This is a genomic window from Lactobacillus sp. (genome assembly GCF_014803895.1).
The window spans coordinates 73,241-98,998 of the sequence record NZ_JAAVAU010000017.1 but is presented as its reverse complement, the minus strand read 5'-3'; the positions used below and the strand labels follow the sequence as shown (position 1 = coordinate 98,998).

The 25,758-nt window shown below is 34.1% G+C and carries 36 protein-coding genes; 7 read left to right on the top strand and 29 right to left on the bottom strand.

Annotated features, from left to right (window positions below):
* Positions 1-19: 19 nt before the first annotated feature.
* From HDR40_RS06080 to HDR40_RS05990, 19 genes are all read right to left on the bottom strand, one after another.
* Positions 20-205, bottom strand: a complete 186-nt coding sequence (locus HDR40_RS06080; protein ID WP_290627554.1) for a hypothetical protein — start codon at positions 203-205, stop codon at positions 20-22.
* Positions 205-444 (bottom strand): hypothetical protein, encoded by a 240-nt coding sequence (locus HDR40_RS06075; RefSeq protein ID WP_290627552.1) that lies wholly within the window; start codon positions 442-444, stop codon positions 205-207. Before HDR40_RS06075 ends, HDR40_RS06080 begins: the two co-directional genes overlap by 1 nt.
* 146 nt (positions 445-590) lie before the next feature.
* Positions 591-971 carry a hypothetical protein gene (locus tag HDR40_RS06070; RefSeq protein WP_290627550.1) on the bottom strand — a complete coding sequence of 127 codons (381 nt, stop codon included), beginning with the start codon at positions 969-971 and terminating at the stop codon, positions 591-593.
* A gap of 16 nt (positions 972-987) precedes the next feature.
* The gene (locus HDR40_RS06065; RefSeq protein WP_290627548.1) at positions 988-1,563 is read right to left on the bottom strand and encodes a helix-turn-helix transcriptional regulator; all 576 of its coding nucleotides are present in this window, start codon (positions 1,561-1,563) and stop codon (positions 988-990) included.
* A complete protein-coding gene (locus tag HDR40_RS06060; protein WP_290627546.1) occupies positions 1,550-2,083 on the bottom strand; it encodes a class I SAM-dependent methyltransferase in 534 nt (177 codons plus the stop codon). The genes HDR40_RS06065 and HDR40_RS06060 overlap by 14 nt, the downstream gene beginning before the upstream one ends.
* Positions 2,083-2,595 carry a hypothetical protein gene (locus tag HDR40_RS06055; protein ID WP_290627544.1) on the bottom strand — a complete coding sequence of 171 codons (513 nt, stop codon included), beginning with the start codon at positions 2,593-2,595 and terminating at the stop codon, positions 2,083-2,085. Before HDR40_RS06055 ends, HDR40_RS06060 begins: the two co-directional genes overlap by 1 nt.
* A gap of 76 nt (positions 2,596-2,671) precedes the next feature.
* On the bottom strand, positions 2,672-2,785 hold the full coding sequence (locus tag HDR40_RS06050; protein ID WP_290627542.1) for a RusA family crossover junction endodeoxyribonuclease: 114 nt from the start codon (positions 2,783-2,785) through the stop codon (positions 2,672-2,674).
* Positions 2,786-2,836: 51 nt separating this feature from the next.
* Positions 2,837-3,166 carry a hypothetical protein gene (locus tag HDR40_RS06045; RefSeq protein WP_290627540.1) on the bottom strand — a complete coding sequence of 110 codons (330 nt, stop codon included), beginning with the start codon at positions 3,164-3,166 and terminating at the stop codon, positions 2,837-2,839.
* Positions 3,167-3,278: 112 nt separating this feature from the next.
* Entirely contained in the window at positions 3,279-3,602 is a 324-nt protein-coding gene (locus HDR40_RS06040) for a hypothetical protein (protein ID WP_290627538.1), read from the bottom strand.
* 32 nt (positions 3,603-3,634) lie between these two features.
* A complete protein-coding gene (locus HDR40_RS06035; protein WP_290627536.1) occupies positions 3,635-4,534 on the bottom strand; it encodes a hypothetical protein in 900 nt (299 codons plus the stop codon).
* A 2-nt stretch (positions 4,535-4,536) separates the two neighbouring features.
* Positions 4,537-5,406, bottom strand: coding sequence for an ERF family protein (locus HDR40_RS06030; RefSeq protein WP_290627534.1), 870 nt, complete (start codon positions 5,404-5,406; stop codon positions 4,537-4,539).
* Entirely contained in the window at positions 5,406-6,284 is an 879-nt protein-coding gene (locus HDR40_RS06025) for a DUF1351 domain-containing protein (RefSeq protein WP_290627532.1), read from the bottom strand. Before HDR40_RS06025 ends, HDR40_RS06030 begins: the two co-directional genes overlap by 1 nt.
* A gap of 65 nt (positions 6,285-6,349) precedes the next feature.
* Positions 6,350-6,493, bottom strand: a complete 144-nt coding sequence (locus HDR40_RS06020) for a hypothetical protein (protein ID WP_290627530.1) — start codon at positions 6,491-6,493, stop codon at positions 6,350-6,352.
* Between the two features lie 13 nt (positions 6,494-6,506).
* Positions 6,507-6,716 (bottom strand): hypothetical protein, encoded by a 210-nt coding sequence (locus HDR40_RS06015; protein WP_290627529.1) that lies wholly within the window; start codon positions 6,714-6,716, stop codon positions 6,507-6,509.
* Between the two features lie 11 nt (positions 6,717-6,727).
* Positions 6,728-7,048, bottom strand: a complete 321-nt coding sequence (locus tag HDR40_RS06010) for a DUF771 domain-containing protein (protein ID WP_290627527.1) — start codon at positions 7,046-7,048, stop codon at positions 6,728-6,730.
* 25 nt (positions 7,049-7,073) lie between these two features.
* Positions 7,074-7,523, bottom strand: coding sequence for a hypothetical protein (locus HDR40_RS06005; RefSeq protein ID WP_290627525.1), 450 nt, complete (start codon positions 7,521-7,523; stop codon positions 7,074-7,076).
* Positions 7,524-7,528: 5 nt separating this feature from the next.
* A complete protein-coding gene (locus tag HDR40_RS06000) occupies positions 7,529-7,678 on the bottom strand; it encodes a hypothetical protein (protein ID WP_290627523.1) in 150 nt (49 codons plus the stop codon).
* Complete coding sequence (locus HDR40_RS05995) at positions 7,678-8,412, bottom strand: ORF6C domain-containing protein (RefSeq protein WP_290627521.1); 735 nt, start codon at positions 8,410-8,412, stop codon at positions 7,678-7,680. Before HDR40_RS05995 ends, HDR40_RS06000 begins: the two co-directional genes overlap by 1 nt.
* A gap of 13 nt (positions 8,413-8,425) precedes the next feature.
* Positions 8,426-8,659 (bottom strand): helix-turn-helix domain-containing protein, encoded by a 234-nt coding sequence (locus HDR40_RS05990; RefSeq protein WP_290627519.1) that lies wholly within the window; start codon positions 8,657-8,659, stop codon positions 8,426-8,428.
* Between the two features lie 172 nt (positions 8,660-8,831).
* Here HDR40_RS05990 and HDR40_RS05985 point away from each other — a divergent pair, with 172 nt between their 5' ends.
* The 4 genes from HDR40_RS05985 (at position 8,832) to HDR40_RS05970 (ending at position 11,714) form a co-directional block, all read left to right on the top strand.
* Positions 8,832-9,212: a helix-turn-helix transcriptional regulator gene (locus HDR40_RS05985; RefSeq protein WP_290627517.1), complete on the top strand. Its 381-nt coding sequence runs from the start codon at positions 8,832-8,834 to the stop codon at positions 9,210-9,212.
* A 127-nt stretch (positions 9,213-9,339) separates the two neighbouring features.
* Complete coding sequence (locus HDR40_RS05980) at positions 9,340-9,645, top strand: hypothetical protein (protein ID WP_290627515.1); 306 nt, start codon at positions 9,340-9,342, stop codon at positions 9,643-9,645.
* A 100-nt stretch (positions 9,646-9,745) separates the two neighbouring features.
* The gene (locus HDR40_RS05975) at positions 9,746-10,456 is read left to right on the top strand and encodes a hypothetical protein (protein WP_290627513.1); all 711 of its coding nucleotides are present in this window, start codon (positions 9,746-9,748) and stop codon (positions 10,454-10,456) included.
* 94 nt (positions 10,457-10,550) lie between these two features.
* On the top strand, positions 10,551-11,714 hold the full coding sequence (locus HDR40_RS05970) for a tyrosine-type recombinase/integrase (RefSeq protein WP_290627511.1): 1,164 nt from the start codon (positions 10,551-10,553) through the stop codon (positions 11,712-11,714).
* Between the two features lie 163 nt (positions 11,715-11,877).
* Here the strand turns inward: HDR40_RS05970 and cas2e are convergent, their stop codons facing one another.
* The 8 genes from cas2e to cas3 form a co-directional block, all read right to left on the bottom strand.
* Positions 11,878-12,762 carry a type I-E CRISPR-associated endoribonuclease Cas2e gene (gene cas2e, locus HDR40_RS05965; RefSeq protein ID WP_290627509.1) on the bottom strand — a complete coding sequence of 295 codons (885 nt, stop codon included), beginning with the start codon at positions 12,760-12,762 and terminating at the stop codon, positions 11,878-11,880.
* The gene (gene cas1e, locus HDR40_RS05960) at positions 12,759-13,706 is read right to left on the bottom strand and encodes a type I-E CRISPR-associated endonuclease Cas1e (RefSeq protein ID WP_290627508.1); all 948 of its coding nucleotides are present in this window, start codon (positions 13,704-13,706) and stop codon (positions 12,759-12,761) included. Before cas1e ends, cas2e begins: the two co-directional genes overlap by 4 nt.
* A gap of 1 nt (position 13,707) precedes the next feature.
* On the bottom strand, positions 13,708-14,415 hold the full coding sequence (cas6e, locus tag HDR40_RS05955; protein WP_290627506.1) for a type I-E CRISPR-associated protein Cas6/Cse3/CasE: 708 nt from the start codon (positions 14,413-14,415) through the stop codon (positions 13,708-13,710).
* Positions 14,416-14,425: 10 nt separating this feature from the next.
* Positions 14,426-15,148 (bottom strand): type I-E CRISPR-associated protein Cas5/CasD, encoded by a 723-nt coding sequence (cas5e, locus tag HDR40_RS05950; RefSeq protein WP_290627504.1) that lies wholly within the window; start codon positions 15,146-15,148, stop codon positions 14,426-14,428.
* The gene (gene cas7e, locus HDR40_RS05945; RefSeq protein ID WP_290627502.1) at positions 15,129-16,238 is read right to left on the bottom strand and encodes a type I-E CRISPR-associated protein Cas7/Cse4/CasC; all 1,110 of its coding nucleotides are present in this window, start codon (positions 16,236-16,238) and stop codon (positions 15,129-15,131) included. The genes cas5e and cas7e overlap by 20 nt, the downstream gene beginning before the upstream one ends.
* Positions 16,239-16,263: 25 nt before the next feature.
* Positions 16,264-16,917, bottom strand: a complete 654-nt coding sequence (gene casB / locus HDR40_RS05940) for a type I-E CRISPR-associated protein Cse2/CasB (RefSeq protein ID WP_290627500.1) — start codon at positions 16,915-16,917, stop codon at positions 16,264-16,266.
* Between the two features lie 9 nt (positions 16,918-16,926).
* Positions 16,927-18,618, bottom strand: a complete 1,692-nt coding sequence (locus HDR40_RS05935) for a type I-E CRISPR-associated protein Cse1/CasA (protein WP_290627498.1) — start codon at positions 18,616-18,618, stop codon at positions 16,927-16,929.
* A 202-nt stretch (positions 18,619-18,820) separates the two neighbouring features.
* Positions 18,821-21,574, bottom strand: a complete 2,754-nt coding sequence (gene cas3, locus HDR40_RS05930) for a CRISPR-associated helicase Cas3' (RefSeq protein WP_290627496.1) — start codon at positions 21,572-21,574, stop codon at positions 18,821-18,823.
* Between the two features lie 328 nt (positions 21,575-21,902).
* Here cas3 and HDR40_RS05925 point away from each other — a divergent pair, with 328 nt between their 5' ends.
* The gene (locus HDR40_RS05925) at positions 21,903-22,781 is read left to right on the top strand and encodes a LysR family transcriptional regulator (RefSeq protein WP_290627494.1); all 879 of its coding nucleotides are present in this window, start codon (positions 21,903-21,905) and stop codon (positions 22,779-22,781) included.
* 153 nt (positions 22,782-22,934) lie between these two features.
* A complete protein-coding gene (locus HDR40_RS05920; RefSeq protein ID WP_290627492.1) occupies positions 22,935-23,417 on the top strand; it encodes a hypothetical protein in 483 nt (160 codons plus the stop codon).
* Between the two features lie 31 nt (positions 23,418-23,448).
* Here HDR40_RS05920 and HDR40_RS05915 read toward each other — a convergent pair whose 3' ends face one another.
* On the bottom strand, positions 23,449-24,450 hold the full coding sequence (locus HDR40_RS05915) for an asparaginase (RefSeq protein WP_290627490.1): 1,002 nt from the start codon (positions 24,448-24,450) through the stop codon (positions 23,449-23,451).
* Between the two features lie 59 nt (positions 24,451-24,509).
* Here HDR40_RS05915 and HDR40_RS05910 point away from each other — a divergent pair, with 59 nt between their 5' ends.
* Positions 24,510-25,220, top strand: a complete 711-nt coding sequence (locus tag HDR40_RS05910; protein ID WP_290627488.1) for a C39 family peptidase — start codon at positions 24,510-24,512, stop codon at positions 25,218-25,220.
* A 43-nt stretch (positions 25,221-25,263) separates the two neighbouring features.
* On the opposite strand, the gene HDR40_RS05905 is transcribed toward HDR40_RS05910, so the two are convergent.
* Positions 25,264-25,722 (bottom strand): low molecular weight protein-tyrosine-phosphatase, encoded by a 459-nt coding sequence (locus HDR40_RS05905; RefSeq protein WP_290627486.1) that lies wholly within the window; start codon positions 25,720-25,722, stop codon positions 25,264-25,266.
* Between the last annotated feature and the right edge of the window lie 36 nt (positions 25,723-25,758).

Genomic DNA, 25,758 nt, shown 5'->3' with positions numbered 1-25,758 from the left:
ATCCCTCCAAGAAAATCATTTAATGCTCTATTCCGTATCTTTCAAAATCATGTCTTGCGATTGAGTCAATATAACCCCTTCTATATGCTGCTTGTTCCAGCTCATACAAGTCTTTTACTGTCAATGTAGCAGTGTCAAACTTACTAATAATTGAAAGCTTTCTATAAGGTCCTAACGCCCCCCAGACGGCGTCTTCTTTCATCATTAGTCATCATGTGATTTAGGCACCTCCTTCAATACCATTCTAATAACATCAACTAAGCCATTCTCATCAATAAATTCTGAGAAACCCTTGTTGATTTCTTTAAATCCACCTATTGCCATAATTTCACATAATAGACGTGAATTATTTTCAACTAATCCTGCCAGTTGGTAGCAATGTACCGACTCCAGATACTTCTTGATTACATATTCAACCGTAAACCGGTCAGTTGACTTCAACATATCTAAACCCCTTTAAATCTCATGAAAATACTTTATATCTTTCGAAAGTTCCATTTAGCATCATTAATTTTTCTCCTATATTCTCTCAACTATCCAGATAACTAAGACAATCAAGCCAAAGTATCCGAGTAATAATGCTACTGTTTTCATTCCTTGGTATTTCCGTAAGCTAGATACAAAATCATTGATAACTGTCTAGGATGGGAAAAGAAGAAGGGAAAAGCCCAGTCTTCAAACTTCTTAGTTATAGGCATCCACGGCACAGTGGAAAACATTTCCCACTCATGTCTTATCTTTGGTGTATCTTCAAACAAGAATTGCACCTGACCCCAGAAAGATACAGACACTCCGCATACTTCAGGATTGGTATTTTTAATAACCCAATCTAAACGATCCTTAACTTCCTTAGGAAAATCGAATTTAGGAGGCTCTGCTTTTCCATCTTTGACTGTCCAAGCTATTCTTGAAAATTCTCGCATCCATTTTTCGTTGTCAGTTGACTTATACTCTTCATTTTTTCTTGTCATAGTAAATTTTCTCCGATTATTTTTTATGCCACTTAACGGCTTCTAGTATTTCACTAACTGTAGTGTCGAAAGTTTTGGCATAAGTTTTCAGACGCAAGTCTCCAATTTCACGCTCTCCACTTTCATACAGCTCGATATCAGATGTGCTGAATGGTGTTCTATGCGCTAATTCTTTAACGCTCCAGCCTTTACTAAGTCGCATCTGCTTAAATACCTTACCCAAGGTTCTAACCCATTCAGCATGCTCTATTTCAAATTTCTGGCGACACCGTTCAGTATCGTAGAGTATTTTTTCCTCTTCCTTTTTCTTTTCAAGTTTTTCAATCTCATCAATGCTTGTAACTTCTTTGATATCCTTTAGGTCCAGCTTAGTAGGCTCCCAAATACCAAAATCTTTAAAATCACACGTTATTAAGTAGCCTTTTTCACTCACTTCTTTCAAAACATCTTCCTGATGTGTAGTTGTATAAATAATTTTCCCTGAAGTAAGAACCACGGCAGCATTTTGGACTAGCATATAGTCTTCAACATGCACATCTTTTGTTCTAGGATTACCGGGATGGTTGTCGGTATGCAAATTAAGCTTTATCATGTTGATGCTCCTTTATATAGTCCGTTGTAAACGATGGAGACGGTGTATTGTCTTCATTAGGCTTTATAAAAACGCTCCATCTAGTGTGACCACGTTTATCTCCCAGAATTGGTTGCTGTCCTACAGTTTCTAAAACTTTACTGTGTGGGATATCAGTATCACTCCACTTAAACAGTAATATTCCATCAAGTCGCAATACTCTCATGCATTCATCAAAGCCGGCTTTCAAATCAGCTTTCCAATTATTTTTATTTAAAACCCCATACTTTGCAGCTAACCAACTTGTTTTACCCGCTTTAAGTAGATGAGGTGGATCAAATACTACCAAATCAAATTGATATGAAGTAAAGGGTAAATGACGAAAATCAGCAATTAAATCTGGCTCTACCTTCACTTTGCGTACATAATCGCGGTCCCTGACTTCCTTAACTTCTCTTCTTATATCAATAAAAGTGGTATGTGACTCATGTTTTTCGTACCAGAACATCTTAGAGCCACAACATGCGTCTAAGATTTTCATCAATTTTCCTCCAGTTCCTTGCTCAAGTTATTAGCAAAATTAGCAATCAAACTACTATTGAGATACAATCCCCACTCCGTAAGAACAGCTAATTCTTTATTCAAACTACCTAAATGCAACTCAGCTATTCTGTTTGCAGCAAGTAAGCCATCAACCTTATTATTCTCATAAGCAGCTATGATGAATTTATTTCCGGCCTGAGCATTTTCATCTATTAGTTCATCCCTTGGACATACCTTGTCATAGAGACCGAAGCAGAACTTAACTCTTTTTGACGCTATCTCTCTTGCATCTTGTTCTGTAAATTGTGCATCCGCTCCGAATACGATGCTCATCATTACCAAAGTACTACCTTCAGCAATTGCTATTCCCAGCATATGACTCGCTTCATCGTAAATTGATTCTTTGTTATATTCAGCAATCTCATTAAGTAACTTCAAACCTTGAGTAAAGTCACTTTCATCTACCACATTCCAAAAATCACTTGTTAATTGATCTATATCTTTCGTCATTAATCTTCTCTATGAATTTTCTAGCAAGTACATAGCCTCATGCTATTAATACCAACCAATTCTTTCCTTCTCTTCTTCACTCATGCCAGCTAACCTTTACTCTAACCTCTGGGCTAGCTCCGTACCGCTTTTTAATTGAACATGCGGTTACTTGACTGTCATCTTTATAAACACCGTCTAAAATCGTCATTCTGCGCTTCTTTTGCCCTTTGGATCACCAGGAATTACAAAGGAAAAAGATTTAATCGTCACGGCTTAATCTCCTATCTCCATGCTTATCTGCTTTGCCTTTTTCAAATTGCTCAATCATGTCTTCGCACAGGAGGTTTGTTCTACGAGTAGTGGCACAAATCCCCGTGCGAATGATTGGAACAAACCAGGGTCCTAACATTTTTTCAATTGTTTCAAATGGAGACTTGGCACTGATGTAAAAACTCTTATGAGTTGAGTAACCCAACTTATACGCTATCTGCAAAGCTTGATGATGAGCATTGCTAATGTACTCAGCTTTGAAAAAACCGGCACTTCTTAATTTGTTAATTCTATCTATTTCTTTTTCTGTGCTATTCACGGCTTAATCTCCTTTAATATTTCATCGATACTATTTTCAATTTTCTTTTCAGCTTCACTTACTTTGGTATCTTGTAGTTTAGCTTTAAATTCTTCGATAGATAAAACCATTGCTAGTCCTCCTGTTTCTTGCCTTTTTCTAGCTTCCTCCCGCACATTGGACAATACTTAACAAAAATTGTGTATTGTGTAATCCATCTATCTGCAGTTGGATCTTTTAAATCAGCGCAAATGACATAATTCCCCTCCAAATTTACTAAAGCCATTACACTATGTCCCCAAACGCTTACGGGTAATATATCTCCATGACAATACGGACAATTCTTTTGCTGCTTTGTCTCGAGTTGCAACAGTGTATCTGGGCTATCTTCTATGCCTTGCTTTATCATGTAATAAGCGAGCGCTCGCTTCATTTTCTTTGTCATTTCAGTTTCCATTAGTTTCTCCTATAACTTTTATCTTAAGGGCCTCATTTACTAGCTCCATACTTTCGGAAAATCTCAGCAATTTTTTCTTTAGATAAATCAGGTTCGTCACTTTCCGATTTTGGATGATAATTATTCCAATCAATGCTTTTAGTAATTTGCTGTGGTTGCATTTTATTCGTCTCAAGATTGATACTATCTAGGTCTTGCAAGCACTTTAGCAAGTAGGCAAATGGGTAATCACCCCTTTTAAGTGCAATTTGAGTAACTTTTTGTATCTTTAAATTTATATCGCTATTTTCAACTAGATCTAACTTATCAAGTGTTTTAACTAACTTAGACTTATCGGTTTTAGATAAAGATTTATTAGCTTTGCTGAATGTATCAATAATTAAATCAAGATTTTCTTTTACTACTGGATTAATAAAATCTCTCTCCTCTCTCTCGCTAGAGAGAGATTCTCTAACCTGACCTGACCTAACCTGACCTGACCTAACCTGAGGCAACCGTTTGGATACCACTGGTATACCATCGGTAACCCGTTGTTTTTTTGCGACTTTCACCGATGTTTCGTGACTAATTTTTTCGGGTGTAACATCTTTGGCTAGTAAATATTCTCCGTTCTCACCAGTAAGTAATTGGGACTTATCTTCTTGAAAGGCTGTTCCGTTATATCTGTCTTTTCGAATGTAGTTATGAATGCGCCAATGTCTAATAACCATTGCTCCATCTTCAAAAGCTAAAAGATATTGCTTAGCAATCAGAATTTTTAAATCATCATCGCTTGCGTTAATCATGCGCTTAATGGTTTTGGGATTGCTAACAAACCCATCATCATCAGCGTATATATTTAAATAGAAATACAAAACTTTAGCACTAGCTGGTAAATCCATGAAATTATCAGTATCAACAACTAATTTGCTAAACATTCTTCTCTGTGCCATAGCTACTTCACCTCAGTTTTAAATAAATCAGTTATGTCATCTTTAATATCAACTTTAGATTCAGGAAAAGGATCTACTAACTCATCCTCTTTTTTCGGAGTTGATTTAATCCTATCTAGCGCTTTCTTTTTTTCTTCTTTTTTGGCAATTGTAGCGGCCTCTGCGGCTTCCTTTTCTGCCTTCTCTTTAGCTTTACGGTCAGCTTCTCTCTTCATATACTTCTCATCAAGTTGCTTAATAGCACTAGTTGTTCGATAATTGTGTTTTCTCTTACGAATCCATTTTTGAGCTTCTTCAACACCCTTAACCGCTTCATCGTAAATATCTGATAATTTAGACTTTTTGCCGTTGTATAGAACCTCATATTGTTCTAACTGTTGAGGGGAAAAGGTGTATACTTTCTGATTTGATTCGGTTTGACGTCCATCATCATCTTCTTCACTGGCAACTCCAAAAATTGAACTAATTGAATATCTCTTAGAGTAAGTGAGGGCTGCACCTGCATCTTGTGGTGTTCTACCTGCTGGCAGCAAGAATGCACCAAAGTTAATGATTGCTCCTGCTCCATTAAAAATGTAGTTGATAACCCCGATTGCATTACCGTATCTAACAGGTTTTTGCCAAAAACCTATGTCTAAATCTTTAGAAGCATCAATGATTGATTTCAGTACAGCATCTAAAGTGGCATACTTATAAGAAAATTTACCTCCATTACCTGCCTCTGCATCTTTTTTAGGCGGAGTAATAGCATGCTGAACTTGGGCAAATGTTGATAATAATTCGATTTTTGCTTTAACTTGGTCTGCAGCTTCCATTTTTTTATCAACTACTTCAATCACAAGTCCTTGTAAAGGATCAGTCGTTGGTAACATTATTTACTCACCTCTTTACTTCCTAAAACCTTAATACCCCAATCCTTCATGAAACTAGCTAGTGCTTTCATTTGTGTAGTAGTACCTTGAATTTTCAACAAAGCAATCTTTATGTCATCAACAATTTCTCCCGTTTCAGGATTAATTGCTTTATTACCATGACTAGCCAAAGAAGCCTGTTCTTTCTTTTTTGTTTCAGCCTGTCTCTTAGCAGTCTCAACTACAATTTGATGGTCCACATTCATCTGATGTAAAACATCGGCAAGAGAATGTTTATCAAGCATTTCAATGTATCTATCAGCAATTTGATTAAGCTCATCGGCTTTAACTCTGATAGTATCCTCAATCTCTTGACGCTGTTTTTTAGTTTGAACAACATTTTCCATACGTTCACGGGCGCTATTTTCAATATAAGTCCACCCAGTAGACTTATTACTCCATTTGTCGTCATACTCAATCTCGGAAATATCTAGCCCATAGCCGGTAGCAATTTTAGATAGACGCTCTAAGTTATGCTTCTTTTTATCTTCACGAAGCTTCTCATCATAGAATTTGATACCTTTGTTCATCTGATCAGAAACATCTTTAATCTCTTTAACTAACCCATCAATTTGCTTTTTAAATTCGTCGATTGGCTTCGAAGCTTCACGATTGATTTGGATTCTACGTTGATTTAAGGACTTAGCAAGGCGATTTAATTCCCTCTTGGTTCTCTTGTCTGCATCAATGCTTTCAGCCGTTACAACGTACCCTTTCCAATCATTGGTTAATTTATCAACTCGCTTCTTTAACTCTTCATAACCGGGGAAATCAATTTCTGCGGCTTGGATACTAATTGGGTAGTCTTGATTTTCAAATGCAATTAAACTTTTCTCCATGGTTAACCTCTCTAACTTATTTTGACCCTGACCTTCAATGTGCTATAATGTAGACATTGAAAGTTTTAGTTAACAGTTTTCTCTGAGCGCTGACGTCCGTAAGTCGGCGCTTTTTTTGTGCAAAAATTGAAAGAAAGCTGTTCTAACAATTCTTCACCACCTATGGCATTTGATGCTATAACTAATTTTTTCGTTGTTTCTTCACTCATTTTCATCACCTCCTTAAAGTGCTAGACCTGCTAAAAGCCCAATAAATGCGGCAACCAACACCCAGCCAATCATCTTTAAATCTTGTTTGTGCTGCGCCTCTTCAATTGCGGCTTGCTGGTCTTGAGCGCGTTTCAAGCGTTCACTTGGACTTTGTCCAAATGCATCTTCAACCAAAACTGTGTCTTTTTCTTCGATTTGTGTAGTTTTATTTTCTGATGACATATTTTTTCTCCTTAAATTACTCTTTCATTCCAGTCAATGTAATGCTGATGTTCTTGCATCCATTCACTTGCTTCTTTAGCAAAGATGATAGTCTTACGTCCCTTAGGGCTAGCACGTGGATTAACCACCCAGCCACCATTGTCAAAGTCTACTTCTGGATAACGATCAAAAATCTTTTGTCGTACCCACTCTTTAGCCTTGCCACCGCAGTACTCTTTGCGGAATTCATCAATAGTAAGTGTTCTACCAATTAACTTTTTTTGAGCTAATCTTCTTTTAACAGCGGCATCAATTTTTACATCAATATCTTTGTCATCTAAGATTAGTTGCATCTTTATCACTTCTTTTCTCTTGAGACTAACTATTAATCCAGTCATTTATGAAGGGCTTTATTTCTTTTGAAATTAGCTCTTTTTTTGTTTGCTTTCTCTCTTCGAAGTCAGCTTTTTTCATATCCCGAACCAATCCAAGCGCACATTTGATGTTGTACCTTGCTTCGTCTACCTCATTTTTATTTAAATTCTCTTGCGCTTCTGTAAGCAAGCCTTCTACTTGATCGTATTTTGTGAATTCTCCCTCTTCTTTTGATGCTTGTTCAGCTTTTGGAATAGCTTCAGGCACATATACATCACTCATGCCTAGCAAGTCGCAAATGTTAGCCCCGATTTCGTATACATCCTGCTGCAATTCCTTAAAATTCATATCGTGCCAATCCGTTTCGTTATCCGGTCTTGCTTTAGGTCTGGATTGTGGATTAGCTAAGGCCATCAACACATTTAATGCTTCTCTAACGCTGTCAAACTTCATAATGTTTACTCCTTTATTTTTGAAATCTTAATATCTACGCTTTCATTATCTTTGAGGTCTTGTGAATAGATTTTGCTGATATGACCAACTGTATAAGCTAGCAAACTATCTAAATCTTCAAGCTCCATAGTTAGCGATATTTTGTACTTGCTCATTACTTGCCACCATCTAACAACTGCAATTGAGCGTTAACTGACTTAATTTCTTGTCTCAATTCATAATCCGGAGACCAGTTATCAATAAAATCAATTGCAGCTTTGAAATCTTTTTTCTTCAAAGTTCCATACTTAGTAACTCCGAAATGGCGCTTGAAGTATTGAAACATTTGAGAATACAACTTACGTGGTGCATTTTTTGTTTTGTAGAAATTGCTTTCTTTACCGCCACACAATTTAACAACTCTACGATTTCTATGAAGTTCTAATTGAAACTTCTTATCTTCCTCAATTTCAGAATTATCTTTCAAAAAAGTGACATCTTTTTCCAAGTTATCCACACGCTTAGTTGTTCTAGTCATCACTTTCATCGTAAGTGCTAACTGTTCTTCAGGCGTTTGTGGGAGCTGCAATGCCACTTGCTGTTGTCTGAATTTCTTTTCAACTTCAATGAAGTATCTTCTTACTTCTTTGCCTTTTTCCGTGTGACTCATCATGCAAATTTCTTTTGCAGTGTCCATAGTCAATACGTAATCTTGAAGTTCAATGCTTCCACGATTTTCTCTAGGTGTACTTCTAAGTACAGGTTGAAAATCTGTGCCTTTTTCAAAGTCTTTTGAATTTTGTTCCCACCAAGCTGAAAATCTTCTTTTAATTTCTAATCCTTGGTATAAGTCTCTTGCTGAAACTAATTGCTGGTTGTTCTTTACTTGAACTGGAATTAATGTATTCATTTTGTTCTCCTTTTTATTTTACTCGTTTCGCGTAATTTTCTTTTAAAAAAATATCCGCGGATATTCCTAATACACTTGCTACTTGAATGGCAAAGTCTGCATTGAACTTTAATCGGCCATGTAATCTGTCTCCTAGTTGACTAGGTGACAGGCCGAGCTTGTCAGCAAGCCATGTTTGCTTGATGCCGTGACTCTTCAAATAATTTTGAAGAACTTCACCAGCATCATTTTTTACAACTGTTGGCATTTTGTCCCTCTTTCTTTTTATTCATATTGCGTAATCAACTTACAAATATATAATACCGCATTGTGCGTAATTGTCAATATATTTTTACGCATTTTGTATAAAAATGTTTTCATTTTGCGTAAAAAGAACTAAAATTAACGCAAAAGGAGTAATAAATAAAGGAGTGAATGTAATGACTTTACTTAGTAATAGGTTGATTGAACAAAGAGAAAAAATGCACTGGACTAGGAAACGTGCTGTATCAGAATTACACATACCTTACTCCACTTATTCTGGATATGAACAAGGATATAGAGAGCCTGATATAGATACTCTTAAAACAATTGCTACGGCTTATGAAACTTCTATTGATTATTTAACTGGAAATACTGATGACCCATCCAAACCTTCAAAGTCTTCTAATAATGAAGAAGCTGATCAATCAAATGTAGACTTGGATAACTTCCACGCCTACTCTTACCGCGGTTACAATATCCCTGATAAGTACATGAACATGATTAAGGGTCTTATGGAAGAAGATATTAAAGAAGGTAAGGTTACTAGGCATGAATGAAAATGACCGTAATCGTGAGGAACTGATACGCTACCTTTTAAATTATGCCTTCGATCACGGCTATTCTTATCGCTTAATCAAAGCTGAACCACACGACCCTTCTGTGTCAGTCAAAAGGTTTAATTATATGGTTATCAATACCGGTTGGCATGATATTAACGAGATTCCTTTCATTATTAGTCATGAAATTGGACACTTAGAATTGGGAGAACAAGGTGTCATGTATTATACAGGGTATTCAGGCTCTATCAGTGAAGAAATACAAGCAGATGCTTACGCCTTAAAGATGCTCTATGAGTATGCTAAATCTCATGGACACTACTTCTATGAACCGATACGCTTCATGCAAGTTTACGGCATCCCCTTTCGTATGCTAGGACTAGCTAAAAAGCTTTTTGAAGCAGATGGGCGTAGCAAATATCTTACATATTAAAAAAGCACCCCTGAGGGTGCTGGAAAGGTTATATATTATATCAAAGTCCACAACGCCAGTGACTATAAACCTAAGGTAGATTTATTTTGGAGGAATTATTTTGGCAAAAGAGATTAAAGGTGAAGATGGAAAAACCTATGTAGTAAATGAAAAGAAGCCTAAAAAGCCTTGGTATAAGCGCTGGTGGGTTTGGTTGATTATTGCTATCGTAGTAATTTTTGTATTTATTATGGCTGCTAGTGGTGGTAGTGATGATGATTCATCTGATTCAAGTAGTAGTAATACTACCTCAACTACCCAATCCAGTAGTAGTAAGAATAAAGGTTACGTTACTTTAGATGGTGAAGATATTTACTATACCCAATCCAAGGACTTTAAAGTTAATAGCACCGATACTTCTTGGAAAAACGCAACTGCAACCGTCGATTCTGCCACTGTTTATAAAGTAAAAGATGGATATACGTATGGGACAAAGAAGAACAGAAAAACTGTTCAGGGTATTTTAGCTGTTACTGTCTCAGTTAAAGCAATTAAGGATATACAAGTTTTAATGAATATCGGTACTATCAGCATCCCAAGCATCAATGAACAATCTGATGTCAGCGTTAAAGACGATTGGGGCGATCTAGATAAAGGTATGTCAAAAACTGGTACTGTATATATTCCTGTATATAACTTAAAGAATGTTAACGACATTAAATCATTTAGATTTAAGTTTGATTGTCAATTACAAGATACTGATGATAGTGATGATGATAGCTTATCTGACTATGACCACACATATGACATGACTATCAACTTAAACGAATAATACAAAATTCAGCCTTAACAGGCTAATTTTAACTTATGCCTGCCCTGCTGAGGGTAGGCTTTTATTTTCCTCATATAAAAACAAAGGAGATTTTATGGTTTACATAACACAAAGAAATGGCGGTTGGCTTGCACGCGCAACTTGGAGAGATCCCTATGACTTAGATGAAAATGGAAAGCCTATTAAAAAGCAAAAAAGTAAGCAAGGCTTTAAAACCAAACGCGAAGCTAAAGCTTGGGGTACTGAGTATGAGTTAAAAGGAACCCGTGGATTAATCCAACAGCCTAAGACACCCAAGTTTGCCGATTACTTTATAAAATGGGCTGAGACTTATAAAATTCCTAAAATAGAGCCTAGATCTGCCGAAAGATATTACGCCTTACATAAACAAATACAAAAAGAATTTGGCATCCTTACCATGGATAAAATCACTAGAATGAGGTATCAAGAGGCTTTAAATAAATTTGCAGCTAATCATGCACAGCAATCAGTCAACCACTACCTATCTATTACAAGATCATGTGTAAACGCAGCAATTCAAGATGGTGTCATATATAAAGATTTCACGGCTGGAATTTATGCTAAAGGTAATAAAGATAGAAAAATGAAAATTATCTATCCCAGCGTCTCACAAATTCAAGCTCTTCTTAAACTAGTTACTGAAACTAGAAATCCTACCCAACCTGAAAATTATATGATTATCACAGCAATTGCTACTGGAATGCGTGTAGGTGAAATTGCAGGATTAAGATGGAATAAAATAGATTTTACTCATAAAACAATCAAAATTGATAAAGCCTTTAACTATCACCGCATTAAGAAAACTCCAGAATTGCTTAAAGGTCTTAAAAATGACAGTTCATATCGAACTATAAGAGTAAATGATGAGTTACTAAATATCTTGAAAGAATTAAAACCTAATAAAAATGATTTAAATTTAGTTTTCGGTTATCCTAAACAGCCGCCCTACGTTCCTGCCTCAAAAGGTCTTAATGAGCTTCTAAGAGAGTATCTTAGTCAATTAAAAATAGATTTAGGTGATTTCCACTTTCACAGCTTACGTCACTGCCATGTAGCCTTACTTCATCACCTTTTTAAACAAAACAATTTACCTGTTGATTGGTACTCAATCAGTCATAGACTTGGTCACAAAAATTTACAGACCACTTTAAGTATCTATGCATATCTTGCAGATGAAGACAAAAAAGATAGTGATGATAAATTTGAATCATATTTAAACAACTTTATGAAAAAATAAAAGCCGTGCAACGAAACGTGCAACGACTTTATAATTATTAACGATTATCAATTATCAAAATGCTTATATATCAACGTTTATAATCGCTAATAATCACTAAAAATAATAAAAAACACCACATTCGTGGGGAATACAGTAATTAAAGCCCGTTGTTATAACCTTCCTAAATGTTGATTCTACCCTTTTCAATTAGTTTTTTCAATAAGTCTAATACAGCACGTGCATCAAACAACGCATGATGAGGATGCTGATTAGTTATATTATATTCTCTTAACACTGTACTTAATTTATAATTATCTAAAAATATATTTGATTTTTTAACTATCGGCAATAAATCTTTTAGCTCATTCATAAAAATTTTTCGATGCAACTTTTTATATTCACGAACCAAAAAATTATAGTCAAAAGATAGATTATATCCTATTACTAACTTATCTCCAATAAATTTTCTCAAATCAGTTAAAGCATCCCCTATCCCAACTCCTTCACTAACTAATAGTGCTTGAGTTAATCCAGTTAGTTTAGAAATTTCATTAGGAATCTTACAATTTGATTTTATTATTCGATAAAATTTTTTATAATCTTTATTCTTCTGACTATACTTAACTGCACCAATAGATAGTATGGCATCTTTTGAAAAATCTAATCCCGTAGTTTCTATATCAATTGATACTACCGAAGAAAAAATATTATCTATTCTTACATTTTTTCTATATTTTCTAGCTTGATGATACTGAGACACTTTACTAAAACCGTATTCATGAGCAATCGGCTGCATTTTTAGTTGCTTCAACAAAGGTATACCATCAAAATCAATGATCTCTTTATCTTTTCGTGTAGTTTTAAAGGTATATCCTAATTCATTATTAGTACTATAAATTAAAGTAGCCTCACCTTTACCTATGTTAGATAGGATTCTCTCCCACAATAAATCGCGAATTCGTGCATTGAAGTTTCCAACATAGACCCCACTCTGAACTTCTTGACACCATTTTGTCAAATCTCCACGCAAAGATTTTGGAACTTTAGTAAGGGTAATAACTATCATGACTCTACCTCATGATACTGAACGCCGAACTTCTGCAACCCTTCTCTATCATCCCATAAGCTCATAGAAACTTGAACTACTTCACTATCTTTAGCAGCATCCCCTAATAAAATACTTTTTAAATCTTTAACCATCTGAGTAAGTAATTTACCACTACGAAATGCATCTCTCATCGCAATTCTAGTGTGAGTCGCAATATCATGGTCTCCATATTTAGCGGTCGTCTTAAAAGCAATTGGAATTGAATAATCTGCTTTGTATAAATCCGCAAAATCATACACAAAGGATAAATCATGACCTGTATGAATAAATCCTAATCCTGGCGAAACACCCAAAGCAGCAATTACACTATAACTTAATCCATAAAGTGCCTGATGAGCTGCTGTTAGTGCTTTATTAATAGCTGTACCATCTTCAAAATTATCAACCTTATATTCTCGCTTTGTCCAGGCTACACCTGTCAATTTAGATTGCTCTCGATAAATCTTTCTAACCCGCGAACCTTCTTTACCTCGAAGCTGTTGCATAGTTAAATGAGTAAAATCCTCACCTGGAAAACGTATTTCATACATTTTTCTTGCCACAGCTAAGCGGCTTCTACGATTAGAAACTAGCTTTGCCTGCACTTCGAGTAATTGTGAAGAATGATTAAGCGCACAACCATGTGCATACTGACGAACCCCCCATTCTCCTACCCACACAACTGCAAGCCCAGAATCTCCCATCAATTCCATAGCTCGATGGGTAACATCTACACCTGGCCCTAACAACAAAACACTTAACAGCGCTACCGGAATATTAACAATTCCCTGACTATCAGAAACTTGAATCGCACTATCTTGCCTATTAATTCGAGCGTGTTCTAAATACAAAAAACTTATTCTATCAGAAACTCTACCTAGCTCTTGTAGCTCTGGTTTTTTCGCTCCAAAATTTTTCTCCATTTTAATCTTCCAATGGAATTACTGTTAATAATCCCATGCCATATGCTTTCTCTCTACCGATACCATTAATAAGAGCCTCTTTAAACTTTTCTAAGTCAGTAATCTCTAAAACTCCTTCAAAGGTTACGCGGCTCAGTTTCATTCCTCGACTATTTCCTTTTCGACGAAGTAATGGCCAATCACGTGAAGTAACATCTAATTTATAGATGTATTCTTTTTGATCTAATACTTCTCTGTTTTTAATTATTTGATAAGGATGTAGATTCTTATACTTAACTACTTCAAAGCCATGCTTATCCATCCGGTCTAAAAGCCAGTTTATTTGTTGCAAAATCGTGATGTGTGGTACCACCCTTGACTTACCCGTTGTAGCATTAGTAATGCGGTGCGTAGGATTGGCAGTTAGTCTAAAGCGATATCTTTTTCCTTCAATCAAATTATTAAGAAATTGATCATAATCTTTAGTTGCAGCAGTGCCTTCAACGCCATACTTTTCTAATTTATCTAAATCAGGCTTTTCTTTACTTAATACTAAAAGGTAGTTTTTATTACCAACTGAGTCAATTCTCCATAAATGACGTAATCTTTCTTTATTTTTAATTTCATCAGGAAAACTTTGCTCAATCCAATTATGATAAGCGCCCAAATGAGATAAATCACTTATTTTTTGACGATTCTTAGTATCAATTTTAACTCTCGATAGATACATAATTATCCTCCTAAATAGCTGACCAATAATCTAAATCACTACGAAAATGTTTTTCTTGCTCATATTCAAGGTTTTCAAGTTGAACTTTCTTTTCTGTTATTGCGCGATATTTATGATATCTATCTTTTTGATTAAACGAACCTACCTTATCCTTGGTAAAAATCACTTTACCATCAGGAATAAGGACAGCATCTGCGATTATTTTAGCTGTGAATTCTTTTTTAGGGAATTTTTTCTGGTACCATTTAGAAGCTTGCCAAGGTAAATCTTCTAAAACTTGGATTGGATTTTTATCTTGAAAATCATCAACTTTCAGCGGTCCTGCAGGTGGATTAGATCTTCTTCCTAAATAAAGTTGAAATTTAGGATGTTTCAAAGCGTTAATTAATTGATCAATTGCTTGATTATCATTACTGCCAATTGCTACCACAAAAACAGCATCTTGCAAAAACTGACGATAAGTTAACTTACGAGCAGTTTTAGTTGAACTTTTATGATATTCTACCGTTTGAAATTCAGTCATCATTTTACTCGGTTGTTCAATCCGAACGGCTACTAGTAATTTATTTAATTCTTCAATTCTAGAATTATCCCTTTGATAACCCAATGCTGCAGCAACCATACCAATAATTGCACTCTTTGTTGGATAATAATTCGTCGTTCTCTGATTAAAATCAGCCTGATTTCCGTACGACTGCAAGGGCGCAGTTAATCTAATCGTTGCTGTCTTCATCTTTTAACTCCTGACCAATAAACTCAGTAGTTTGATTAATCAAATCATCAATATTTTGGGCTTCATTATCAATCTTAGATTCTTTACTTGTTAAAGCAATACTAAATATTGGCTGATCAACAAATTTTAAGCTATTCTTATTTTCCGCTTCTAATCGCTTAATTGAAGCATTTACATATCCTCCATTTGAGTTAACCGGCGTTTCAAAAGCAGATACTAAGTTAACTGGTGTATCATCACGTACATTAATCAGCACGTATTGTGGCAAAGTCTTGTTAGCATAGCTATTTTCCTTACCCGTTGGCATTGTCATGATGAAATCTTTGATAAATAACTTCAAACCTTCTAAAGTTAAGTCCTTACTACCTAAATTATGCATTAAGTCTCTAACATTCACATTTGCATATCTATACAAAGTTGAAGAATTATATTCAAGTGTTCCCAACATAGCTGACCCAGATTCATTATCTTCTTTAACATCATCTACTGCAGTATAAAAATCAAATTCTGGTGTAACTTCATGAGTAGAAACAGCATGAGCTACTTGACTAGACGCATCAACATTCAATTCGGGATTATCAGCCACCATTCTACCAAAAAGAGCTAAGTCTAATGATTGATTACCCATTAAAATATTTTTGATTTCTTTTGCTGCATCTTTATCTAATTTATCAATCTCTAAAGTAAATTTAGCAATTTTTTCCAACTGACCGTCACTAACCAAGAGCAATGCTTTAGTTGAATACTCTCCCGTATCTTTATTCTTATCAAGACCCTTTATTCCAGCAGCTTTAAAAATTTTCTCTGCTTTCTCATTTGCATCTTTATCACTTAATTCATTATCAAGTTTTTGTAATTTTTTAGCCAAAATAGTTGGTGCTTTCAATGTACGATAGCTCTCCAGCCACTCTGCATCCTTAGTTTCTTCCTCAAATGCTAACCGCATTGCTCTCTTCCAACTTTGAGATGAAACTCTTGAACGAGGCACACCACCGTAAATTGCAGTTTTAGGGGAACCAGTATCATCACGGTTAATATTTGAGGATGGCACAGTTTGTAATAAATTAATATCTAAATACATATTCTTCATTTTATTCTTTCTCCTTGAATCATGATTAATTTTCTTCATTTTGATTTTTTAGTGCATAGGTATTCCAGTAATAATCTCTTCCCCACTTTAAAGCAATTTCTCTAGCTGTCTTGGGGCTAATCTGAAACACATTTAAGTCACTGGCTAATTGGGCAAAATCAATTTTGAATCCTAGTTTTTTGCCTTTAAGCATACTTACCAAATGAGTGATTGATTTAATAGCACTATTTATGTTTGTTGTCGCTAACAGTACTGTTACTCGTCTATCTAAAGCTTCTGCAACTTTAGAATCACTATTTTTCACCATTCTTAAGGCGCTAAAAAGCGTAAGACCTTTTTCTTCGGACCCTTCTTCATCTTTTCTAGTAGTGGAAGCAGCGTATACACATGTTTGGTCAATTCCTTGTTGAAACATTGCATAACAATGTAATGCCGTATAAATAGCATTTTCCTGTCTAGTAGGATTACCATTTGTACTCAAAATATTAATCTGCGCATTTTTATTATCAGTTGCTATATTATCAAAAATAAATGGCCAAACTTTTTCAGCTCCTTTATCAGCCATAGAAGTAGTTCTTCTTAATGTAGCCAAAACGCCTTTATTAATTTCTCCATTATTATATAGTTGATAAATTATTCGTGCTGTTATAGAACGAATAGTATTCTTTTTGTTACTCATACTATCCCCTTACTTTGATTTGAAATATACATGTATATTTCTTCTTAATTTATTATAGATAGTAAAGACATTCTGCTTATCTCTACCAATTATTTCCTGTGAAGCTGATAATGTAAAGATTTCTCTAGCTTGCTGAGTAACGATTTGGGTTAAAATTTTTCGCCATTCTTTGACTTTAACCTCACGATCGTCATCATTCGTTAAACTCGAAAGCCATGCATAAAACGGTATATTCAACTGATCATAAAACCGTGCTGTTGCTTTATTGGCCCAGCTATTATCTTTTATGCCTCGAAGTTCAGAAAATTCTTTTGCAAACCAGTAGAAATAACTTGCAATTTTTTGCGTATCTATAACTACAGATTCAATTTTTACAGGCCATCTTTTAGCAAATTCATGATCATCGTCAAATAATACCCCAGCTTCAGCTTCCATATTATTGACTACTTCTGCATATGGAGATTGCGAGGTATTTCCATCACTAATCATCGCTACAGAAACTAAGTTTATACTTCTAAGTTTAGGAATAAACCCCTTATTTTTAAGATTCCGAATCCAATTTACCATTATTGGAGTACGTGGGTCATCATCATTTTTTTTCACAGCAACTGGTACATATTGACCAAAATTACGCCACATAGCAATATTTAAATTATTTCTATTCTTAGTCGCTGGACTTTCTACACCTTTTTTATCTTTACGCCAGGTAGTCATTGGTTCTAAAAAGATTCCATCACTATCAACTTTTGGTAATCCAGCAGTAAAAATAGTTGGTTTATCCTCATCCCACTCAATATGGAGCATCCTACTCCAGAGTGTATATAATTCTGCCAAATTGTCAGGAAACTTCGCAGTCAATCGACGCTGAATATATTCATTAATATCTTCATATTCCCAAACTGGTTTTTGCTTAAGTACTCTTAGGTCTTCATCTTTATCATTTATCAATGTTAAATTGAACATTAATGTTTCAAATAAGTCATTGCCCTTAACAAAAACAGGAGAAATCGAATATAGCCATCCCTTGGATACTGAAAATTTTTCTTTTGAGGATACCTTAGTTTTATCAGTAACTCCAGAAAAATTCTGATAGGTAATCAACCATCTCGTTAATTCAGCAAAGTTCGTTTTATTTTTCTCCTCTTCGGATTTAGGAGAGAATATAGACGGTGTGTTATTGCTTTCAGAGATTCTGCGATTTATCTGCTTAACGGCTACTGTACCTTTTCCTTTAGAAACTTGCTTTTTAGCATCAACATTTTGATCATATACTTCTCTAGTAACCTGATAAAAGGGAGTATCGCCAAATAAATCAAATTTATTCTTGTACTTATTTAAATACTCTACTACTTTATCAGTGAAACCCTGCTGTTTATAAATTTGCTTCCAAGTTTTCAATAATATCTTATTCAACTTATCGATATCATCATCTATCTCAACCACTCGCCATTTATCATCTAATTTTAACCACTCATACTGTTCATCATCAGCATCAAAACGAGTATAGACAGTTAAAAGTATCGATAATAAAAAACGCAGTATCGCTAAATCTTGAGCGCGGGTATCACCAGTAAGTTGATAATATTTACCAATATTTTGAAATAATTCAGTTAGGGAGATCTCTTTTTCAGCATAATCATCTTTACTGATTACTTTGATCCATGGATCTGTTACCAAATTAAAACGCAATTTACTATTCACTCATTATCACTCCTTTTTATAGATATATATCTAACATTTATATTTAAAAAATACATCTTAACAAAGTCATTTACAAGTGTTTTATAAAAAATAAAAAGGCAACATCACTTAATTGATATCGCCGCCTCATAAAATGAGGATTACTCTTTAGAAATATAACTAACAGGATCACCCTCACCTACATGAGGATCACCCTTACATTTTACACTTTTTCATAACTTAATCCAAAATCAGAAGAATACTTAACTTTATAATTTCCAAATTCAACTTCATTATTTTCATCTAATACTAAAGCTATTGCTCCACGAAGCCATACACTATCTTTCCATCCTGGAAAATTAGTTTGGGTAATACTTTCTAAAGTTTCGATGGACTTCTCTATATCCATTGTCAATGCATGTGGCAAACGAATTATTTGTTGCGCCACAATATCATCAGACACATCTTTGATATTTTCTCCGCTCAGCAAGTAATAATCATTATCTTTCTTACGAAGTAAAATAACTTCAATACTTTCTTGGGTATCTCTCACTGCAGCTTCAGCTTTAATGTCACTAAGTTCAGAAGCCTTGTTTGAATTATCTAGCCAACCATGCAAAGTTTCGTCATCCTCAGGTGGCATAATTTGATATCCTCTAGCTTTCCTTTTAGCTTCATGTTGATCAACATCTAATTTTGCCTTAGCTTCTGCAATATTTTCAACCTCAGAATCAGTATCCTCAGAATATACGTCTTGAACCAGTGGAGAAATATCGCTAGGTAAATCAATTTCATCTTTCAAAAAGTAATCTGTCTTCATTAAAAGATACTGTTCATAAATAGCTTCAGTTCCTTCATCGTAGTCCCCCAAACTCTTAATACCCATTACATAAAGCCGTGGATTTTCTAAACCTTGTGGTCTATCAATTTGGTGACGATGTAGACGGCCTGCTCTTTGTAAAATCAAGTCTATTGGTGCAATATCTGTAAACATTACATCAAAGTCAATATCTAGAGATTGTTCTAAAACTTGAGTACCAATAACAATTAATTTTTGAGGTCTTTGTTTTCCCTTGCCAATTAAGTCTTGAAGATCATCTTCGCGTTTACTTCTATCTGTAGCTAAAAACGCTGAATGTAAGAGTAAAACTTGTGTATCATTATCTACTTTTTCTTTCGCAATTTGTGCTAACATCTGCGCTCTCTTAACAGTATTGACAATAACACCAGCTACCCCACCATTTTTTATCTTATTATTGACTTGCTTAATTACTTTATCATCTTCAACATTTAAGCGAGTTACTGCGACATGAGTTGGTGTCTTAGGTGCTTCAAATTCTGTTGTTTGTATTAATTTTCGCCCATCTAACATGCTAAGTAATGGATATGCTTGACATGATTGCCAACTATCATCCTTAGTTTTAAATTTTTTACTACCGTATTTTCCCTTAGCATATGCTTTTAACAAACTATTTCTTTTAGCTACAGGCAAAGTAGCAGATAAAGCAATCACAGAAACATTATACGCTCCCAACCATTCAATTGCTTTTTCTAAATAGGAATCCATATAAGTATCATAAGCGTGGACTTCATCAATAACTACAACTTTGCCACTTAGTCCCAAATGTCGCAAAGCTAAATGTTTCTGCTTTAATCCCATTAAAAGTAATTGATCAATAGTTCCAATTACAAAGTCAGTTAAAATTGACTTTTTTCCATTGAACCACTCATTAACTACAACTGAGCCTTCATCTGATTCAATGTTCTCTGCCTTAGGAATTTTGCGATATTTTTTATTAAATTGAGCTTTCCCATGCATTAATTTAATTGGGATTTTAATATCTTCCTCTTCTGCAATTTCATTAAGCCATTTATCAACTCTTTCAAACATAGCATTCGAAGTTGCTTGAGTAGGCAAGCCAAAGAAAAGACCATTTCTCCCAGTTTTAGCAGCTAGTTGCTCTACAGCCATTAAAGCAATTTCTGTTTTACCAATACCCATTGGTGCTTCAATGATTATCATTCCCGGATCAACGCTGTCACCTATTATTTTAGACATTTCTTGTTGTACAGCTCTGGGATTAAAATTCCAACGTTTCTGATATTGCTTTTCAGGTTGAAGGATTGGTTGAGGAGTCCATGAATCTGTATTAAGCCAATTCATAATCCCTTGATGGTATCTTTGAGTTTCATCAATATCTGTAAAACCTTGATCAACAGAAATTAATGGAAATAGAGGTATTTTTTGTTCATCTTTTATAATAAACTCACTTGAAGCCAACCAGTCAGCCATAATGACTAAGCCTTCCAAGATAACCGCCTGTGGTTGAGTTATTTCTGGAATATCTTCAAGACTATTTAAATTACATAATGATAATCCGTAATTAATTAACTCATTTTGTACTCTTTCCCATTTTTCACGGGTAGGATTTTCTTTATACATATCAGACTGATAATAATTAGCAGTGTAATTATCTAATTGATCTTCATAATCAAAATATTCTTCTTGAGGTTTACCATGGTGTCCACCAATAATGGCGCCGACACTTTCACATAAACCTGCATTTTCTAAAATTGTCTCCCCTGCTACAGCATGAAGTGACTTACGTGGCTCCTGTAAATTTAAGTCATCTAATCCAGTAAAACCGTTCCTTATAAGTTTTTCTAATAACTCTTGGTCTAAATCTTTATTATGTACAAAGGATTCCTTAGTTTGAAAAGCTGGGGTAGCCTTTCCAATATCATGAATATAGCCTAAAAATGCAACCAGATTTTGAATATCATCACTATTATCAAAAATTTTGTTCAAAATATTTCTTTGTCCAGTATCAAGCCAGTGATTGTATAACCAGCCAATAACATTCTTGGTATCAACTAAGTGCGCAACTAATGGCAACCATTGTTTTTCGTTATTATGATTAACTTTTTTCTTACCCCATAAAGATAATGCTTGTTTAGATAAGGTTATTTGTTCCATCCTAATTCTCCTTATACACTTATAACAAAATTATTTAGAAATTAGTATTTTCAAGTATCTATTAATATTTACGCTTTTATTCTATAATTTTTTGATAAATAAAAAGCCATAGTACAGATACTGTACAACCACACTAATATCTTACTGTTACAATATTTTTTACCAACATTTTCTTTCTACTTTTTATTTTTCCTCTATTCTGTAGTATATCTATAAGCTTACCACACGATCACTTTAGTTCCATAATTGTGCTGACGAACTAATTTAATGTAAAATACTTATATCAATTTATTTTTAATGCTTAACTTGTATAAGTAGAGGTATTTTTATGGAAACTCGAGTACTCAAATATTTTATTACTGTGGCAAACTTAGGCAACGTTACTAAAGCCGCCGAACAACTTCACATTACCCAACCCACCTTATCTCGTCAAATAAATGAATTAGAAAAAGAAATAGGCGTTGATCTTTTTGATCGCACTAACCATCGGTTAATTCTAACCAAAGCTGGTGCCTTATTTCAACAACGCGCACAGATGATTCTTAATTTTATGTCACAAACTCAATCTGAATTACAAAATCAAACTAATGATTTATCTGGAACAATTCGACTAGGATGTGTTGAAAGCTCAGTATCTTACTTTGCCATGAAAATGGTAAAAAAGATGCAAGAAAAATATCTCAATGTAAAATTTGATATTTATACTGGTAATGGAAATGATTTAAAAGAAAAACTTGATCAAGGTTTCTTAGATTTAATTATTCTCATTGAACCAATTGAAACGGCTAAATATCATCATCTTCAACTTTCTATTAAAGACCAGTGGGGATTAATCGTTAAAACCAACAGTTACCTCGCTAAAAAAGATTATGTTACTGCCGATGATCTTTACCGCATACCACTTGCTATTTCTAAACGTAATATTGTGCGTAATGAATTAATTGATGTATTAAAACTCGATGCTAACAAATTAGACTTACGATCAACTCATAACTTAGCAGGAAATACTCTATTGCTAGTAAAAGATGGAATTTTTTCAATGATAAGTATTAAAGGGATATTAGATATCTACAATACTCACGATTTAACTTTTATTCCTTTCAAGCCCTTCACTCAAGCAGGACATATTGCAGCATGGAAAAAGAATACATATCTTTCACCAGCAGCTCAAAAATTTATACAACTTTTATTTAAAAAAGTTAACTAAAATCGCATGAAATTGTTATAAATATATGTTAGACTTGATATACTAATTATTAAAAGTTTTCGCGTATAATGGTTCAGCAAAACACCCATATTTTGCTGAGCCATTTTTGTTTGCTAAAAATTAAGGAGAAAGATATACCTTATGGATTTTTATATGAAATTACCCCGAAATTTAAAAGAAAAATTACTTTTTATGCTAATCGTATCTTTAATCTCGGTTAATATTATCGGTCCTATTATTTCTATGTGTGAGATAGGCTTCAGCTGGAATAATTACTTAAGTGTGTTACCAGTCTTACCTTTTATTTGGGTGGCAGTAGTTATCACCGTTTTAATTGCAGAAAAACCAGCAACTTATTTGCAAGAAAAAATTACCGATAAAAATGATAGTTTTAATACTCAAATTACTATTAATATTCTCTGTAATGTAATTATTATTTCTGCTTTAATGACTATTCTTGGTAGCTGGATTGGTCAAAAACACTTACCTGTAGAAACTCTACATAAATTTTTCATCATTTGGCCACGAAATTTTGGGATAGCTTTAGTAATTGAAACATTAATTGCTCAACCAATTGCTAGAAAAATTTTATTCTTAATTCATACTAAAATTGATAAAAAAACAACAAAAAATTAATAAAAACAGGATTCCAACTGGAATCCTGTTTTTATTCTAAAGTAACTTCACCAACAATATTAGTATCAAAAAATTTAGTAATTTGACGAATATCCATCCCCTGACCTAACCCCCACATTAACTTAGTAATTGCACTTTCTGAAGTCATATCACGGGCACTAATAGCACCTTCAAGTAAGGCTCTCCGTCCTACTTCATACTTTGTCAAATCACTTCTTTCATATAGACATTGACTGCTAGCAATTACGGGAATACCACGCTTGATCAATTCTCCTACCGCTGCAACCATGTTCCTTCTAATATTTGTCATACCTCCTAAACCATAAGCCTCAATTACAATACCCTTACATCCACTATCAGCTAATGCAAATAACAACTTAGTATCAAAACCAGGAAATAATTTAACCAACGAAACGTTAGTATTAATATCTGTATTTAATTTACATGCTAAATTACTTTGCGGAATATATGATAAATCTTTATTAAAAACTAGCCCATCAGAGGTTACGGTTGCAACAGGTGGAACATTTACACTTTCAAAAGCATTAAAATTAATAGTCCGTACCTTCACACTTCGACAGCCAAGCATTACTTTTCTATCAAAAGCTAAATAAACACCTGGCTTACAACGAATTGAAGCTGCTAAAGCTAAACGTAAATTATCTGGTGCATCACTCCACATAACATTGATAGGAACCTGACTCCCAGTTAAAACTACTGGTAAATTCAAATCTTGAATCATAAAAGACAACATTGAAGCTGTGTAAGCCATTGTATCGGTTCCATGAGATAACACAATTCCATCATAGTCATTGCGATATTTATAAATATTTTTAGCAATAATTTGCCATTCCTCTGGTTGAATATTTGATGAATCTAACTGTAAAATATCTTTTACATCAATATCATAAGGTAAATCACCAAGTAACTGAATTAATTCTTCCCCTGATTGTTTAGGAACTAAACCATCCTCAGAAACTACTGAAGCAATTGTACCACCAGTAGATAATAAAAGTATCTTTTTTCTACTCATAATCATTCTCCAATTTATGTTTTTTCTCAATTATACAAAAATATGGTTAAATATTAACTATGGAAAATAAAAAACAATTTTTAAAAAAACATCTGATTGAAAGTTTATTAATATTATTAATTTTTATTATCTTAGCATTCTTTAGTATTCAAAAATTAGCAAGTAACTGGGATTGGTTAACTTTAAGACCACAGCAAGAATTAAATGTTCCACTCGAAAATCAATACCCTGACCTTCCAAATGGCTGTGAAGTCACGTCTCTTTCTATGCTTCTTAATTATTATGGTTATAAGACCAATAAGGACAAACTTGCTAGTGAAATTGCACATGTTGATTCATTTACTAATAATGGAAAATATCGTGGTAATCCTAATGAAGGTTTTGTAGGATATATGAATATTGCTAATGCTGGCTGGTGTGTTTATAACAAACCATTATACAATGTCGCTAGAAAATATACTAAGAAAGTTAGAAATTATACAGGACATAGCTTCTTACAAGTAATGAAATTAGTTTCAAAGGGGCATCCGGTTTTAATTATTACAACTACTAAATTTAATAAAGTATCTGATATGCAGACTTGGCAGACAAATGAAGGTAAAGTTAACGTAACTCCTTCTTCACATGCTTGTGTAATCACTGGTTATAATAAGAAAAAGAAACTTGTATATGTTAACGATCCCTTTGGCACAAAAAACAAAAAAATTAGCTGGAATAATCTAGAGGCGAGCTATAATCAGCAAGGAAAACAATCTATATACATACAATAAAAAAGCATCCCTTTACTGGGATGCTTTTTTAAATCAATTAAACCTACTGTTTTTCAATCTTTTCAAATAATGCTTGGCATCCTCGATAAATATCTTGATATGCTTTCTCAAAATCACCAGTATACCATGGATCATCTACATCATCATAAGATCCAGCAAAATTAAGTAACTTATATTCCTTATGTTCTAAATCCCCACCACAAATACGATTAATATCAAAAAAGTTTTCTTCATCTAGCGCAATTAAATAATCATATTTTTGATAATCTTCACGGGTAAGTTGCCGAGCAAAGTGATTAGAAAAAGGAATATTATGCTCATTAAGGACACGTTGTGCACGAGAATCAATATTATGCCCAATTGCATCCTGAGTTGCAGCAGCAGAGTCAATTTTATATTGGTCTCCCTTAGCAGCCTTATTTACAATATCCTTCATAATAAATTCTGCCATTGGCGACCGACAAATATTTCCATGACAGACAAAAATAATATTTTTAGTCATTATTTACCTCTAAACTTTCTATCTATAATTAGTTAC